The sequence below is a fragment of the Variovorax sp. Root411 genome, assembly GCF_001425205.1.
Classification (GTDB): Bacteria; Pseudomonadota; Gammaproteobacteria; order Burkholderiales; family Burkholderiaceae_C; genus Variovorax.
This window is the reverse complement of record NZ_LMDW01000015.1, coordinates 79,662-94,399: the sequence shown is the minus strand read 5'-3', so window position 1 is coordinate 94,399 and position 14,738 is coordinate 79,662. Positions and strand designations below refer to the sequence as shown.

Annotated in this window: 11 protein-coding genes; 2 read left to right on the top strand and 9 right to left on the bottom strand. The window is 67.0% G+C overall.

Going from position 1 to position 14,738, the window contains the following annotated elements; all coding sequences use genetic code 11:
- On the top strand, nucleotides 1-1,164 hold the full coding sequence (locus ASC92_RS14520) for an ROK family transcriptional regulator (protein WP_056516673.1): 1,164 nt from the start codon (nucleotides 1-3) through the stop codon (nucleotides 1,162-1,164).
- Nucleotides 1,165-1,168: 4 nt separating this feature from the next.
- Here ASC92_RS14520 and ASC92_RS14515 read toward each other — a convergent pair whose 3' ends face one another.
- A complete protein-coding gene (locus tag ASC92_RS14515) occupies nucleotides 1,169-2,440 on the bottom strand; it encodes a helix-turn-helix domain-containing protein (RefSeq protein WP_056516670.1) in 1,272 nt (423 codons plus the stop codon).
- A 143-nt stretch (nucleotides 2,441-2,583) separates the two neighbouring features.
- Between ASC92_RS14515 and ASC92_RS14510 the strand changes: the two genes are divergently transcribed.
- Nucleotides 2,584-4,698: a PQQ-dependent dehydrogenase, methanol/ethanol family gene (locus ASC92_RS14510; protein ID WP_056516665.1), complete on the top strand. Its 2,115-nt coding sequence runs from the start codon at nucleotides 2,584-2,586 to the stop codon at nucleotides 4,696-4,698.
- 106 nt (nucleotides 4,699-4,804) lie between these two features.
- On the opposite strand, the gene ASC92_RS14505 is transcribed toward ASC92_RS14510, so the two are convergent.
- The 8 genes from ASC92_RS14505 to ASC92_RS14470 all read right to left on the bottom strand — a co-directional run bounded on the left by ASC92_RS14505 (nucleotide 4,805) and on the right by ASC92_RS14470 (nucleotide 14,730).
- Entirely contained in the window at nucleotides 4,805-5,779 is a 975-nt protein-coding gene (locus ASC92_RS14505; protein WP_056516661.1) for a tripartite tricarboxylate transporter substrate-binding protein, read from the bottom strand.
- A gap of 126 nt (nucleotides 5,780-5,905) precedes the next feature.
- Nucleotides 5,906-7,156 (bottom strand): phenylacetate--CoA ligase family protein, encoded by a 1,251-nt coding sequence (locus ASC92_RS14500; RefSeq protein ID WP_056516657.1) that lies wholly within the window; start codon nucleotides 7,154-7,156, stop codon nucleotides 5,906-5,908.
- A 290-nt stretch (nucleotides 7,157-7,446) separates the two neighbouring features.
- Complete coding sequence (locus ASC92_RS14495; protein WP_056516654.1) at nucleotides 7,447-8,259, bottom strand: ABC transporter ATP-binding protein; 813 nt, start codon at nucleotides 8,257-8,259, stop codon at nucleotides 7,447-7,449.
- Between the two features lie 84 nt (nucleotides 8,260-8,343).
- On the bottom strand, nucleotides 8,344-9,675 hold the full coding sequence (locus ASC92_RS14490) for an ABC transporter substrate-binding protein (protein WP_056516650.1): 1,332 nt from the start codon (nucleotides 9,673-9,675) through the stop codon (nucleotides 8,344-8,346).
- Nucleotides 9,676-9,730: 55 nt separating this feature from the next.
- Complete coding sequence (locus ASC92_RS14485; protein ID WP_007830558.1) at nucleotides 9,731-10,795, bottom strand: branched-chain amino acid ABC transporter permease; 1,065 nt, start codon at nucleotides 10,793-10,795, stop codon at nucleotides 9,731-9,733.
- A 4-nt stretch (nucleotides 10,796-10,799) separates the two neighbouring features.
- The gene (locus ASC92_RS14480) at nucleotides 10,800-11,729 is read right to left on the bottom strand and encodes a branched-chain amino acid ABC transporter permease (RefSeq protein ID WP_007830559.1); all 930 of its coding nucleotides are present in this window, start codon (nucleotides 11,727-11,729) and stop codon (nucleotides 10,800-10,802) included.
- 162 nt (nucleotides 11,730-11,891) lie between these two features.
- On the bottom strand, nucleotides 11,892-12,677 hold the full coding sequence (locus ASC92_RS14475; RefSeq protein ID WP_056516649.1) for an ABC transporter ATP-binding protein: 786 nt from the start codon (nucleotides 12,675-12,677) through the stop codon (nucleotides 11,892-11,894).
- A gap of 55 nt (nucleotides 12,678-12,732) precedes the next feature.
- Nucleotides 12,733-14,730 (bottom strand): AMP-binding protein, encoded by a 1,998-nt coding sequence (locus tag ASC92_RS14470; RefSeq protein ID WP_200935989.1) that lies wholly within the window; start codon nucleotides 14,728-14,730, stop codon nucleotides 12,733-12,735.
- Between the last annotated feature and the right edge of the window lie 8 nt (nucleotides 14,731-14,738).

The following is a 14,738-nucleotide window of genomic DNA, read 5'->3' as shown; positions in this document are numbered from 1 at the left end:
GTGACCACCATCGGCGACCAGCAACTGTTGAAGCGCATGAACCGCAGCGTGCTGCTGCGGCTGCTGCGCGCGCAGCCCGGCTTGTCGCGTGCGCGGCTGGCGAGCGAGAGCGGGCTCACCAAGTCGACCGTCAGCCTGCTGGTGCGCGAGCTGCTCGACGAAGGCTGGCTCAGCGAGGCCGGCGCGACGGTGGCCGACGGCATGGGCCGGCCCTCGACGCCGCTGCAGATCAACGTGGGCGTGCGCGCGCTGATGGGCGTGGAGATCGCGGTCGAGACCGTGCGCCTCGTGTGCGTCTCGCTGCAGGGCGAGGTGCTGTACGCGGACACCCAGGCCCTGACCGACGGCTCGCCGGCCGGCGCGTGCGCGCAGGTCGCGCGCATGGCCGCCGCCGCGCACGTGGTGCTCGAGCGGCTCGGCCTGCGCCTGTCGAGCATTGGCGTCTGCGTGCCGGGCGCGGTGGACGACTGCACCGGCGTGGTCCGCTTCGCGCCCAATTTCGGCTGGCGCAACGTGAGCCTGCTGCCCGCGCTCGAGAAAGCCTTTGCCGCCGTCGGCCTGCCCGGCGTCACCGTGCAACTGCAGAACGATGCCGATGCGGCCGCGCTCGGCGAGTACGAGTTCGCGGCGAGTGAAGGCCAGGACGGCGAAGACCCGCTGATTTTTGTCAACTGCGACGTGGGCGTGGGCGCCGGCGTGGTGCTGAACGACCGGCTTTTCACCGGCGCGCAGGGCATGGCCGGCGAGATCGGCCACACCATCCTCGAACTCGACGGACCCTTGTGCTCGTGCGGCCGCCGCGGCTGCGCCGAGGCCTTCTTCGGCTCGCGCGTGCTGGAGCGCGAGGGCACCGACATGCAGCGCGCCGCGGCCTTCTTCGGCGTGCTGCTGCAGAACCTGTGGGTCACCTTCAATCCGCGCGCGATCGTGCTTGGCGGCAAGGCCTGTGCCGACCATCCTGGCTTTGCGCAGGCTGCGTTCGAAAGCGTGAAGCGCCACGCCGATGGCGCCGGCATGCCCGCGCCCGACCTGCGCACCGCACGCTACGGCGCGCTGGCACCCGCGGTGGGCGCGGCCGCGCTGGCGCTGCACGAATACCTGCGGCCGCTGCAGCCCGATGCGAAGGCGCGCCGCGCGCGCGCGCTGGCGCGCGCCGCGGCCTGATCGATCAGGCCGGCGACGCGCCTTCTTCCGCGCCGTTGTTGTCGCGCCAGCCGTGCAGCCGCCGATAGAGCGTGCCGCGCGACACGCGCAGCTGCCGCGCCGCCTGGGACACATTGCCGCCATGTGCGGCGAGCGTTTCCTCGATCAGCTTGCGGCTGTGCTCGCGCAGCGTCGCCTGCGCAGGGGACGCGGATTCGCCAGGCTCCGTGCGCTCGCAGGCTTCGGGCGCGTGCATCCGCGCGTCGTCCTGCTGTTCGATTGCGAGCGACGCCGCCTCGCCCGGCATCGCCACCGCATGCCTGAAGTCCGCACCGTCCGCGCCCTTCAGCCGCGCCTGCACCCACACGCCCAGCCCGCTCGCCAGCCGCAGCGGCTGCGCCGCCTCGCGCCGCCTCAGCCGCAGCAGGCTCGCGAGGTCGTGCCCGAGCAGGCATTCGACGTCGCGCTCGTCCGCCGCCTCGGGCAGCCGCCCCAAGAGCCGCGCGCCCGCGTTGTTGAGCCAGGCGATCGTGCCGTCGGGTGAGACGCCCGCCAGCGCTTCGAGCGGCGTGCCCAGCAGCGTGGGGCTGGCCTGGAAGCGCAGGATCAGGTGGTCGCGCGATTGCGCCTGCAGCAGCCGGTTCTCGATGGTCGTGGCATGGAGCGCCACCATCGACGCCGCGTCGAAGCCGAAGCGGCGCGCCTCCACCGTGAGGTCGAGCACGCCGGCGAGCTGCCCCGCCACGTCGCGAATCGGCGCCGCCGCACACTGCATGTGGCCCAGCACGTCGAAGTAGTGCTCCGCGCCATCGACCGCGCAGGCCTGCCCGGTGCTCGCCACGATGCCCGGCGCCGTGGTGCCGACGACGCGCTCGGAGATGTTCACGCCCACGCGCGATGTCTTGCGCAGCACTGGCTGGTGCGCGGCGGCGGGCTGCTGCGTGACGTGCACCACCACGCCCTCGCGATCGGTGAGGATCACGCGGCAGTCGGTGCCCGCGAGCGCGTGTTCCATCTGCGCCAGTTCCTGGCGCGCCACGTCGAGCAGCTCGCGGCTGCGCGCGAGCGTGGCGTGCAGGCGGCTCGGCGTGACCGCGTCGAAGGTCACGATGCGCTGGCGGTCGGTGTGCGTGCGGCTGCAGCGCATCCACGACTGGAGCACGGCCTCGCCGACGAGGCCCGAGGGGCGCACGCCTTCCTCGAAAAACTGCTGCCGCGCGAGCGCCACGCGCTGCGCGGGCGTGCTGGCAAAGATCTGGCGCGGCGCGTCCGGCGTGCCGATTCTGTCGAGGGCCATGGGTTCGCTGCCTCCCTGGGTGGGGTCGGGGATCGGGACCACGCTGAATGTGTTCCGCAATGGAACAGCGCCGGACTGGGGAAATCCCGGGGGTGAATCAGGAGCCCGCGCGCACGATCCTTGAGGGACAAAGGAGACCTGCGATGAAAAAAACACACTCCGGGCTGCTCGTGCTGGCCGGCGCCTTGCTGTGCCTGGGCGCACCGACCGCGGCAACGGCCCAGAACGCACAGGACCGCGCGGCCGCCGCCACGAAGCGCGTCGACGGCAGCTTCATCCGCGCCAACGCAGCGCAGAAGAAGACGCCCGACTGGCCCAGCGTCGGCCTCGACTATTCGGAGTCGCGCTTCAGCAGGCTCGACCAGGTGAACGCCGGCAACGTCAAGCAGCTGGGGCTGGTCTGGTCGTACAACCTCGAATCGACGCGCGGCGTGGAAGCCACGCCGCTGGTGGTGGACGGCACCATGTACATCACCGCCTCGTGGAGCGTGGTGCACGCCATCGACACGCGCACCGGGCAGAAGCTGTGGACCTTCGATCCGCAGGTCGACAAGTCCAAGGGTTTCAGGGGCTGCTGCGACGTGGTGAACCGCGGCGTGGCGATCTATGAAGGCAAGGTCTACGTGGCGGCCTACGACGGCCGGCTGATCGCGCTCGACGCGGCCACCGGCCAGAAGGTCTGGGAGAAGAACACCATCGAGGGCCAGAAGGGCAGCTACACCATCACCGGTGCGCCGCGCGTGTTCAAGGGCAAGGTCATCATCGGCAACGGCGGCGCCGAGTACGGCGTGCGCGGCTACGTCACCGCCTACGACGCGAAGACCGGCGACCAGAAGTGGCGCTGGTTCGTGGTGCCCGGCGACCCCAGCAAGCCCTTCGAGGACGAATCGATGGCGCGCGCCGCCAAGACCTGGGACCCGAGCGGCAAGTACTGGGAAGCCGGCGGTGGCGGCACCGCGTGGGACAGCTTCGCCTTCGACCCCGAACTCAACCTGATGTACGTGGGCACCGGCAACGGCTCGCCCTGGTCGCACAAGGCGCGCAGTCCCAAGGGCGGCGACAACCTCTACCTGGGCTCGGTAGTGGCGCTCAACCCCGACACCGGCAAGTATGTGTGGCACTACCAGGAGACCCCAGGCGACAACTGGGACTACACCTCCACCCAGTCGATGATCCTGGCCGACATGAAGCTCGACGGCAAGCCGCGCAAGGTGCTGCTGCATGCGCCGAAGAACGGCTTCTTCTTCGTCATCGACCGCACCAACGGAAGGTTTATCTCGGCGAAGAACTTCGTCGAAGTGAACTGGGCCACGGGCTACGACAAGAACGGCCGTCCCATCGAGATCGCCGCGGCGCGCGACACCACCAAGCCCGGGGACTCCGTTCCGGGGCCGTTCGGCGCGCACAACTGGCACCCGATGTCGTTCAACCCGCAGACCGGCTTCGCCTACCTGCCCGCGCAGAACGTGCCGATCAACCTCATGGACGACAAGGACTGGAAGTTCAACGAGGACGTGCCGGGCCGCCCGCACTCCGGCCTGGGCTGGAACCTCGCCAAGTTCGCCAATGCCGAGCCGCCCAAGAGCAAGCCCTTCGGCCGCCTCGTGGCCTGGGACCCGGTCGCGCAGAAGGAAGCATGGGGCGTCGACTACGCCTCGCCATGGAACGGCGGCACCCTCACCACCGCGGGCAACCTCGTGTTCCAGGGCACGGCCGACGGGCGCCTGCTGGCCTACGACGCGAAGACGGGCGAGAAGCTGTGGGAAACGCCCACCGGCACAGGCGTGGTGGCGGCGCCCTCGACCTACATGGTCGACGGCAAGCAGTACGTGTCGGTCGCGGTGGGCTGGGGCGGCGTGTACGGCCTCGCGCAGCGTGCCACCGAGCGTCAGGGCCCCGGCACGGTCTACACCTTCGCGGTGGGCGGCACGGCGAAGATGCCGGACTTCGTTCAGTACCGCATGGACAAGCTGGTGCAGGGCGTGAAGTACGACCCCGCCAAGGTCCAGGCCGGCACCATGCTGTACGTGAGCAACTGCGTGTTCTGCCACGGCGTGCCCGGCGTGGACCGCGGCGGCAACATTCCCAACCTCGGCTACATGGACGCGGCCTACATCGAGAACCTCGACAAGTTCATCCTCAAGGGCCCGGCCATGGCGCGCGGCATGCCCGACTTCACGGGCAAGCTCTCGGGCGAGGAGATCGAAAGCATCAAGGCCTTCATCCAGGGGACGGCGGACGCGATCCGGCCGAAGTAGCCGCGACAAAAAGCCGCCGTCCTCGAAAGTACGGCGGCTTCTGCGAATTCAAATCCAGAAACACCGCTGCACCGGCTTTGCCGTGCGGCCTGGGGGCGAGCAACAGCTAGTCTGCGTAGACCCCAGCGGCCTTGATGATCGGACCCCACTTGGCGATCTCGGCCGAGACGAACTTCTTGTGCTCGGCCGGCTCGGTGCGCTTGTCGATGGTGATCACCGCGCCCAGTGCTTCTTCGCGCTTGATGAAACCGGGGTCCTTCAAGGCGGCCTTGATGGCTTCGTTGAGCTTCTTCAGCACCGGTGCCGGCGTGCCCTTGGGGGCGTACACGCCGTGCCAGATCGACACCTCGAAGCCCTTCAGGCCCGACTCGTCGAGCGTCGGCAGGTCTTTCAGCGCCGGCGTGGTCAGGCGCTTGCTCGTGGTGACGGCATAGGCCTTGACCTTCTTGGCCTCGATCTGCGAGGTGGTGTTGGTCGTCTGGTCGCACAGCAGGTCGATCTGGCCGCCGAGCAGGTCGGCGATGGCCGGAGCCGTGCCCTTGTATGGCACGGGCGTCATCTCGACCTTCAGTGCGCTCTGGAGCAGCAGGCCGCAGAGGTGCGAGGCAGCGCCCAGGCCCGCGTTGCCCAGGTTGATCTTGCCCTTGTTGGCGGCGATCCAGGTCGTCAGTTCCTTGTAGTTGTTGGCGGGCAGGCCGGGCTTGCCGATCAGCGTCATCGGCACTTCGTTGACCATGCCGAGGTACTCGAAATCGTTCTCGACGTTGAAGGGCAGCTTGCGATACAGCGCTGGCATGGTGGACATGCCGATGTGGTTCAGCAGCAGCGTGTAGCCATCGGGCGCGGCGCGCGCCACCTTGGCGGTGCCGATGGAACTGCCCGCGCCCGCGGTGTTGTCCACGACGATGGTGGTGCCGAGCGTCTTCTGCATGGCTTCCGCAAGGTCGCGCGCGACACGGTCGGTCGGACCGCCGGCCGCGAAAGGCACCACCAGAGTGACGGTCTTGCCCGCGGGGAAATCCTGGGCGTGGGCACCGACGGCTGCGGCGGCAATCGCCGCGAGGGCGAACAGTTTTTTCATGTCGTCTCCGAGAAGGGGGATAAAAACGCCGCGATCTTAAAGGCTGACTGTTACCTGACCTATACCGAATAGCCCTTAGGTTCGCATCGTGATCCGCACCCCCACCGTGCGCGGGCCGTACCGCCGCTACTTGTAGCTGCGCATGTCGTCGATCACCTTGCCGTCGTTGGGCAATTCGCCTGCGCCGACGACGACCACTTCGCCGCGCAGCTTGGTCACTTCGCGGATCGCATCGCCCACGCGGGCCTGAAACCCTATGGGGACGGCGCCCGCGCATTCGAGCGTCAGCGTCATTTTGTCGTCGCCCATCTCGCCCGATACCACGAGCCGCGCGCGCCGCGCCTCGGGAAAGCGCCGCACGATGTCGGCCACCTGCGAGGGGTGCACGAACATGCCGCGCACCTTGGTGGTCTGGTCGGCGCGGCCGAGCCAGCCCTTGATGCGCTTGTTGGTGCGGCCGGTGGGGCAGGTGCCCGCGAGCACGGCCGAGAGGTCGCCAGTGCCGAAGCGCACGAGCGGGTAATCGGGGTTGAAGGTGGTGACGACGATCTCGCCGACCTCGCCGTCGGGCACCGGGTCGCCGGTGCCAGGGCGCACGATCTCGACCAGCACGCCTTCGTCGATCACCAGGCCTTCGCGCGCGCTGGTTTCGTAGGCGATGAGCCCGAGGTCGGCCGTGGCATAGCACTGCGTGCCCTTCACGCCATGCGCGGCAATCCAGTCGTGCAGGCTCGGCGGAAAGGCTTCGCCCGACACCAGCGCCTTGGTAAGCGAGGGCAGCTTCTGGCCTTTTTCTTCGGCCTTCTCGAGCAGGATCTTCAGGAAGCTCGGTGTGCCTGCATAGCCTTCGGGCTTCAGGTCGGCGATGGCTTCGAGCTGCTGTTCGGTCTGCCCGGTGCCGCCCGCGAACACGGTGCAGCCGATGGCATGCGCGCCGTTCTCCATGATGGCGCCGGCCGGGGTCATGTGGTAGCTGAAGCTGTTGTGGATCAACTCGCCGCTGCGAAAGCCCGCCGCATGCAGTGCCCGTGCGGTGCGCCAGTAGTCGCGCGCCTCGCCCTCGGGTTCGTAGATGGTGCCAGGGCTCGCGAATATGCGCGGCATCCGCGGGCCGCGCACGATGGTCGCAAAGCCACCGAACGGGTCGTCCGCGCGGCGTGCCTTCTGCAGGTCGAGCAGTTCGGATTTGCGCGTGACCGGCAGTTTGGCAAGCGCCTCGCGCGTGGTGATGTCGGCGGGCTTGACGCCGTCGAGGATCTTCGCGAAGGCCGGTGCGGCGGTCTGCGCTTGCGCGATCTGCTTCGGCAATGCGGCCAGCAGGTCGCGCTCGCGTTCGGCGGGGTCGCGGATTTCAAGCTTGTCGTAGTGGTCGGTCATGTTCGTCCCCTTCTTCTTTCAGTTCGGCTTCTTACTGCGCTGGGGCTTGGGATTGGGCGCGTTCGGGGTTCGGGGTACGTGCTCAGGCCATCGGGTACTCCCCTGCGCGAATGTCCCCCGCTTCGCTCCTCCTTTATTTCGCTGCGATCGACAAGTGCTCTGAACGATCACGCTGGCGGGGTGCCTTGCGCAGCGAAATAAAGGAGGAGCGAAGCGGGGGACATTCGCGGAGCAAGGCACCCCGCCGGCGTGATCGCCCCCCGAACAGCGGCGCGCAAAACATCGCAGCTTCAAGCCAGCCACCTCTTGCGCCGCTTGTAGCTCTTCACGTCGCGGAAGCTCTTGCGGTCCGCACCGCCGACGCCAAGGTAGAACTCCTTCACGTCCTCGTTCTCGCGCAGGCTCTGCGCCGCGCCGTCCATCACGATGCGGCCGTTCTCCAGGATGTAGCCGTAGTCGGCATAGCGCAGCGCCATGTTGGTGTTCTGCTCGGCCAGCAGGAAGGTCACGCGCTCCTTGGCGTTGAGGTCCTTCACGATCTCGAACACCTCCTCGACGATCTGCGGCGCAAGGCCCATCGAGGGTTCGTCCAACAGCACCATGCTCGGATTGGCCATCAGCGCGCGGCCGATGGCGCACATCTGCTGCTCGCCGCCGGAGGTGTAGGCCGCCTGCGAAGTGCGCCGCGTCTTCAGGCGCGGGAAATACGCGTAGACCTTGTCCAGCGTCTGCTGCACCGCGGCCTTGCCGTCGGTGCGCGTGTAGGCGCCGGTCATCAGGTTTTCTTCGATGGTCAGGTGCGCGAAGCAGTGGCGGCCTTCCATCACCTGGATCAGCCCTCGCCTCACAAGCTCGGCCGGCGACAGCGCCTCGATGCGCTCGCCGCGCAACTCGATGGTGCCCTTGGTGACGGCGCCGCGTTCGCCCGCGAGCAGGTTGCTGACTGCGCGCAGCGTGGTCGTCTTGCCCGCGCCGTTGCCGCCGAGCAGCGCCACGATGCCGCCGTCGGGCACGGTCAGCGACACGCCCTTGAGCACGAGGATCACGTGGTTGTAGATGACCTCGATGCCGTTGACGTTGAGAAGGATGTTGGATTCGCTCATGGTGTGGTCCGAAGCATTCGAAAGAACAACGACAGCGCTGTTCTTTCGAATGGCGGCTCTCGCGAGCCGCCACGGCTCAGCGCATCAAGAGCTGCAGTCCGCCGCATCGCGGCGCGTCAGCTTCTTTTCTCCGGCGTACTTCTCGGCCGAAGCCTTCACCATCGGCTTGATGATCTGCTCGTCGGCCTGGTACCAGTCGGACATGCCGCCCCACTTGGCACCGTCCCAGGTATGGACGCGCGCCCAGGTCGAGCCCATGTGGTCCTGGCACGAGGTGCTCACCGGGCGCATCACGCCCGAGAAGCCCAGCGCGTCGAGCTTCTTCTGGTCGAGCGCGAGGTTTTCCATGCCCCAGCGCACCTGCTCGCCGGTCATGACCTTGCCTTTGCCGAAGCGCTCCTGCGCGCGCCTCACGGCCTCGACGCCGAGCATCTGGATGATCACGCCGCGCGTGTAGAGCACCGAGCCCACTTCTTCCTTCGGCCCTGTGCCCTGACCCTTGTCGTGCACCTGCTTCAGGATGTCCTGGATCACCTTGGGTTGCGTGCCCGAGGTGTTGAGCGCCAGCGCGTTGTAGCCCTTGGCGTTGGCGCCCACGTCCTTCACGTCGGGCTCGGCGCCGGCCCACCACACGCCGTACATCTTCTCGCGCGGGTAGCCGGTGGCCACGGCTTCCTTCAGCGCGGTGGAGTTCATCACGCCCCAGCCCCACAGCAGCACGTAGTCGGGCCGCTGCTGGCGCACCTGCAGCCAGGCCGACTTCTGCTCCACGCCGGGCGCCGTCACCGGGATCAGCGAGAGCTCGAAGCCGTTCTGCTTGGCGCGCTCCTGCAGCAGCGGAATAGGCTCCTTGCCGAACGGCGAGTCGTGGTACACGAGGGTGATCTTCTTGCCCTTGAGCTTGTCCATGCCGCCTTCCTTCTTCCCGATGTGCTGGATCAGGATGTCGGCCGCGGTCCAGTAGGAGCCCATCAGCGGGAAGTTCCACTTGAACACGCTGCCGTCCTGCGAGGCCGAGAGGCCGTAGCCCAGCGTGATGAGCGGGATCTTGTCGGTCGGCACCTTGTCGGTCAGCGCGAAGGTGATTCCGGTGGCCTGCGGGTCGAACAGCGCCACGCCGGGGTGGCTCTTCAGGCGCTCGTAGCACTCCACGCCCTTGTCGGTGGCGTAGCCGGTCTCGCACTCTTCGTACGCGATCTTCACGCCGTTGATGCCGCCGGTGGCATTGATGTACTTGATGTAGTCCTGCTTGCCGTTGGCCCAGGGCGTGCCGTTGGGCGCGTAGGGGCCGGTGCGGTACACCAGCAGCGGGAAGAACTGCTCCTTGGCCTGCGCCTGCGCGATCGATGGCGCGAGCAAGGCGCCGAGGGTGCTGGCCACCAGGGCGGCGGTCAGAGCGAGCGATTTCAGTTTCATGCCTGTCTCCTTATGTGGGCACCTCGGTGCCGGGTTTTTACGTGCGAACGGGAATTCAGTGAGGGAAGGGCCAGAGCCGCAATTTCTCCTTGGCCGTGGACCACAGCCGCGCGAGGCCGTGTGGCTCCACGATCAGGAAGAACACGATCAGCGCGCCGAAGATCATGGTCTCCAGGTGCGAGGCCAGCGCGGTGGAAATCGAGAAGCCCAGCCACCCCGGCAACTGGTTCAGGAAGAGCGGCAGCAGCACGATGAAGGCGGCGCCGAAGAAGCTGCCCATGATCGAGCCGAGCCCGCCGATGATCACCATGAACAGCAGCTGGAACGAGCGGTCGATGCTGAACGCCGCCGGCTCCCACGCGCCCAGGTGCACGAAGCCCCACAGTGCGCCGGCCACGCCGACGATGAAGCTGCTCACCGCAAAGGCCGTGAGCTTGGCGTACACCGGGCGGATGCCGATCACCGCGGCCGCCACGTCCATGTCGCGCATCGCCATCCATTCGCGGCCGATGGCACTGCGCACCAGGTTCTTTGCGAGCAGCGCGAACACCGCCACGAAGATCAGGCAGAACAGGTACTTCTGCACCGGCGACTCGATGGGCACGCCGAACACGTTGAGCCCCGCCACGCTCACCGAGCCCGAAGAAGAATTGTTGGTGAACCACTGGATGCGCAGGAACGCCCAGTCGGTGAAGAACTGCGCGGCCAGCGTGGCCACTGCAAGGTACAGGCCCTTGATGCGCAGGCTGGGAATGCCGAACAGCACGCCGATCACCGTCGCGCACAGGCCGCCCAGCAGCAGCGAGGCAATGAGCGGCATGCCGTCGATGCGCACCTGGAAGTTGTAGGCCGCGTACGCGCCCACCGCCATGAAGGCGCCGGTGCCCAGCGAGATCTGGCCGCAGTAGCCCACGAGGATGTTGAGGCCCAGCGCCGCGAGCGACAGGATCAGGAAGGGCGTGAGGATCGCGCGCATCCAGTAGTCGGACACGCCGAGCGGCACCACGACGAAAGCCACGAGGAGCAGAACGAGGATCGCGAGGCGGTCCTGCGCGATCGGAAAGATCTGCTGGTCGGCGCGGTAGCTCGACTTGAACTGGCCGTTTTCTCTGTAGAACATTTTTTCAGACCCGATCGATGATCTTTTCGCCGAACAGGCCTTGCGGGCGAACCAGCAAGAAAACCAATGCCAGCACGTAGGCAAACCAGATCTCGATACCGCCGCCGAGCATCGGGCCGAGATAGATTTCGGACAGCTTCTCGCCCACGCCAATCAGCAGGCCGCCGATGATGGCGCCCGGGATTGAGGTGAGCCCGCCGAGGATCACCACCGGCAGCGCCTTCAGCGCCACCAGCGACAGCGAGAACTGCACGCCCAGCTTGGAGCCCCAGATGATCCCAGCCACCAGTGCCGAGAATCCGGCCACCGACCACACGATCACCCAGATGCGCTTGAGCGGAATGCCGATCGACTGCGCCGCCTGGTGATCGTCGGCCACCGCGCGCAGGGCGCGGCCCGTGGCCGTCTTCTGGAAAAAGATCGCGAGCACCACCACGAGGCCGGCCGCCACCAGCGCGGCGATCAGGTCTTCCTGGCTCAGCAGCAGCCCGCCCTGGAAGGTGCCTTCGAGCACCATCAGCGGCTCCTTGGGCATGCCCACGTCGATCTTGTAGATGTCGTTGCCGAAGATCGTCTGGCCCACGCCGTCGAGAAAGTAGGCGATGCCCAGCGTGGCCATCAGCAGCGTGATGCCTTCCTGGTTCACCAGCTTGCTGAGCGCGAGCCGCTCGATGAGCCACGCCACCACCACCATCACCGCCATGGCGGCGACAAAGGCCAGGATGTTCGCGAGGATCTGGTTCTCGAAGCCGAACCACTGCGGGAACCACTCCGAGAAGCGCGCCATGGCCAGCGCCGCGAACAGCACCATCGCGCCTTGTGCAAAGTTGAAGACGCCCGAGGCCTTGTAGATCAGCACGAAGCCGATGGCGATCAGCGAATAGAGCATGCCGACCATGAGGCCGCCGAAGAGGGTTTCGAGGAAAAAGCCCATGGTCAGTTTCTTTCTTCCTCTCCCGCTTGCGGGAGAGGGTTGGGGTGAGGGCAAGCGGCGTTGGAAAATCCGCTGGAGGTAATGAGGCCGTCGGCCCTCACCCCAGTCCTCTCCCGCAAGCGGGAGAGGGGGCAAGACGGGAGGCAGTTGTGCGGCGTCATCTCAGTGCTCCACACCCAGATACGCCCGAATAACGTCCTCGTTGTTCCGCACTTCATCCGGCGTCCCGTCGCCGATCTTCTTGCCGTAGTCCAGCACCACGACGCGGTCGGAGATGTCCATCACCACGCCCATGTCGTGCTCGATCAGCACGATGGTCGCGCCGAACTCGTCGTTCACGTCGAGGATGAAGCGGCTCATGTCCTGCTTCTCTTCCACATTCATGCCGGCCATCGGCTCGTCGAGCAGCAGCACCTGCGGTTCCATCGCGAGCGCGCGGCCCAGGTCGACGCGCTTCTGCAGGCCGTAGGGCAGGCGGCCCACGGGCGTCTTGCGGTGCGCCTGGATCTCGAGGAAGTCGATGATGTGTTCGACGAACTCGCGATGCCGCAGCTCCTCGCGTTCGGCCGGGCCCCAGCGCAGCGCCTGCGCGAGCAGGCCGCTCTTCATCTTGAGGTTGCGCCCCGTCATGATGTTGTCGAGCACGCTCATGCCCTTGAACAGCGCCAGGTTCTGGAAGGTGCGCGCCACGCCCATCTCGGCCACCTGGCGCGAGTTCATGTGCTTGAAGGTCTGGCCGCGGAAGGTGATGGAGCCCTGCTGCGGCCAGTACACGCCGTTGATGCAGTTCAGCATCGAACTCTTGCCCGCGCCGTTCGGCCCGATGATGGCCCGCACTTCATGCTCGCGCACGTTGAAGCTGATGTCCGTCAGTGCCTTCACGCCGCCGAAGCTCAAGCTGATGTTCTGGACGTCGAGGATGACGTCGCCGGTTTTCCGGTTGCTCATTCGATGACCTCCGCGCTGCGCGCTGCGGTATTCGCCTTGGGGACGGTCCGGCGGCTCATGCGGCGGCCTTCACGATGGGAAACGTCTTCGCCTCGACGATCTTCAGCGTGGCACTCACCGCGCCCGTGCGCCCGTCCTCGAACTTGACCTGCGTCTCGATGAACTGCTCGGTTCTGCCGCCGTAGAGCGCACTGACCAGCACCGCGTATTTCTCGGCGATGAAGCCGCGGCGCACCTTGCGCGTGCGGGTCAGTTCGTCGTCGTCGGGGTCGAGTTCCTTGTGCAGCACGAGGAAGCGCGCGATCTGCGTCTCGCCCATGCCGTCCTCGGCCGCGAGGTCGGCGTTGACCTTGGCGATGCATTCGGCAATCAGCGTCAGCACCTCGGGCTTGCCGGCCAGGTCGACATAGCCGCCATAGGCCAGGCCGCGGCGTTCGGCCCAGTTGCCCACGGCCTCGAAGTCGATGTTGATGAAGGCGCAGACCTCGTCGCGGCCGTTGCCGAAGCACACGGCTTCCTTGATCTGCGGGAAGAACTTGAGCTTGTTCTCGATGTAGTTGGGCGCAAAGATGGCGCCGCTCACGAGCCGGCCCACGTCCTTTGCGCGGTCGATGATACGCAGGTGGCCTTCGCTGTCGAGCACGCCCGCGTCGCCGGTGTGGAAGTAGCCGTTGGCATCGAGCACCTCGGCGGTGGCGTCGGGGCGCTTGTAGTACTCCTTGAGCACCGACACGCCGCGCACCAGTACCTCGCCGTCGTCGGCGATCTTCAGCTCGATACCCGGCGCGGCGGTGCCCACCGTCTGCAGCTTGACCTTGCCGTCCTGCTGCAGGCACACGTAGGCGCAGGTCTCGGTCTGGCCGTAGAACTGCTTGAGGTTGACGCCGATGGAGCGGTAGAAACGGAACAGGTCGGGCCCGATGGCCGCGCCGGCCGTGTAGGCCACGCGGATGCGGCTCATGCCCAGCACGTTGCGCAGCGGGCCATAGATCAGCAGGTTGCCCAGGCCGTACATCAGCCGGTCGCCGGAGCCCACGGGCGCGCCGTTCAGGATGTCGGCACCCACGCGCTGCGCCAGTGCCATGAACTTCGCATACAGCCAGCGCTTGGGCGCCGCCGCGTCTTCCATGCGGATCGACACGGCCGTGAGCAGGCCTTCGAAGGTGCGCGGCGGGCCGAAGTAGTAGCTCGGGCCGATCTCGCGCATGTCGTTCATCACCGTCTCGGCCGACTCGGGGCAGTTGAGCGTGAAGCCGCCCACCAGCCATTGCGCGACGGAGAACAGGTGGTCGCCCACCCACGCCATCGGCAGGTAGCTCATGATGTTGTCGCCGGGGCCGAGCTTGTCGGTCTCCACGCCGCCGCGCCCCGCCGCGATGAAGCTCGCATGCGTCTGGCACACGCCCTTGGGACGGCCGGTGGTGCCCGAGGTGTAGAGGATGACGCCGACGTCGGTGGCTTCGCCGCTGGCCACCGCACGGTCGTAGTAGCCCAGGTTGGCCTTGTCGAACTCGCGGCCCAGCGCGCGCAGCTGCTCGTAGCTCATCAGCCCGGGCTGGTCGTAATGGCGCAGGCCCTTGGGGTCGTCGTAGATGATGTGGCGGATGCCGTGCTGCTGGTCTTTTTGCAGCTCGCGGCACTCGAGCAGCTTGTCGACCTGTTCCTGGTCTTCGACGATCACGAACTCCACGGCCGCGTCCTGCAGCATGAAGACCATCTCGCTCGCCACCGCGTCCTGGTACAGCGGCACCGGCACGCCGCGCAGGCTTTGCGCGGCGATCACCGCCATGTACAGGTGTGGCCGGTTGGCGCCAACGATGGCGAGGTTGTCGAAAGCCTTGAAGCCCAGGCTCGCGAGGCCGCAGGCCATTTCGCGCACCTCCTGCGCCACGGCGTTCCAGGTCCAGGTTTGCCAGATGCCGAGGTCCTTCTCGCGCACGGCGGGCGCCTCGGGTTGGGCCTCGGCATGCGCGAGCAGCAGACGGGGGAAGGTGGGGGCGGTTGTTTGCACAGTGGGCGGATCGTAGGTCTCACTTTGACGCCCGGTTGTCATTCCAACGA

Bases quoted from the DNA above. Each gene is read 5' to 3' on its own strand.
- ASC92_RS14515 (WP_056516670.1), bottom strand. From the start codon at position 2,440: ATGGCCCTCGACAGAATCGGCACGCCGGACGCGCCGCGCCAGATCTTT.
- ASC92_RS14510 (WP_056516665.1), top strand. From the start codon at position 2,584: ATGAAAAAAACACACTCCGGGCTGCTCGTGCTGGCCGGCGCCTTGCTG.
- ASC92_RS14505 (WP_056516661.1), bottom strand. From the start codon at position 5,779: ATGAAAAAACTGTTCGCCCTCGCGGCGATTGCCGCCGCAGCCGTCGGT.
- ASC92_RS14500 (WP_056516657.1), bottom strand. From the start codon at position 7,156: ATGACCGACCACTACGACAAGCTTGAAATCCGCGACCCCGCCGAACGC.
- ASC92_RS14495 (WP_056516654.1), bottom strand. From the start codon at position 8,259: ATGAGCGAATCCAACATCCTTCTCAACGTCAACGGCATCGAGGTCATC.
- ASC92_RS14490 (WP_056516650.1), bottom strand. From the start codon at position 9,675: ATGAAACTGAAATCGCTCGCTCTGACCGCCGCCCTGGTGGCCAGCACC.
- ASC92_RS14485 (WP_007830558.1), bottom strand. From the start codon at position 10,795: ATGTTCTACAGAGAAAACGGCCAGTTCAAGTCGAGCTACCGCGCCGAC.
- ASC92_RS14480 (WP_007830559.1), bottom strand. From the start codon at position 11,729: ATGGGCTTTTTCCTCGAAACCCTCTTCGGCGGCCTCATGGTCGGCATG.
- ASC92_RS14475 (WP_056516649.1), bottom strand. From the start codon at position 12,677: ATGAGCAACCGGAAAACCGGCGACGTCATCCTCGACGTCCAGAACATC.
- ASC92_RS14470 (WP_200935989.1), bottom strand. From the start codon at position 14,730: ATGACAACCGGGCGTCAAAGTGAGACCTACGATCCGCCCACTGTGCAA.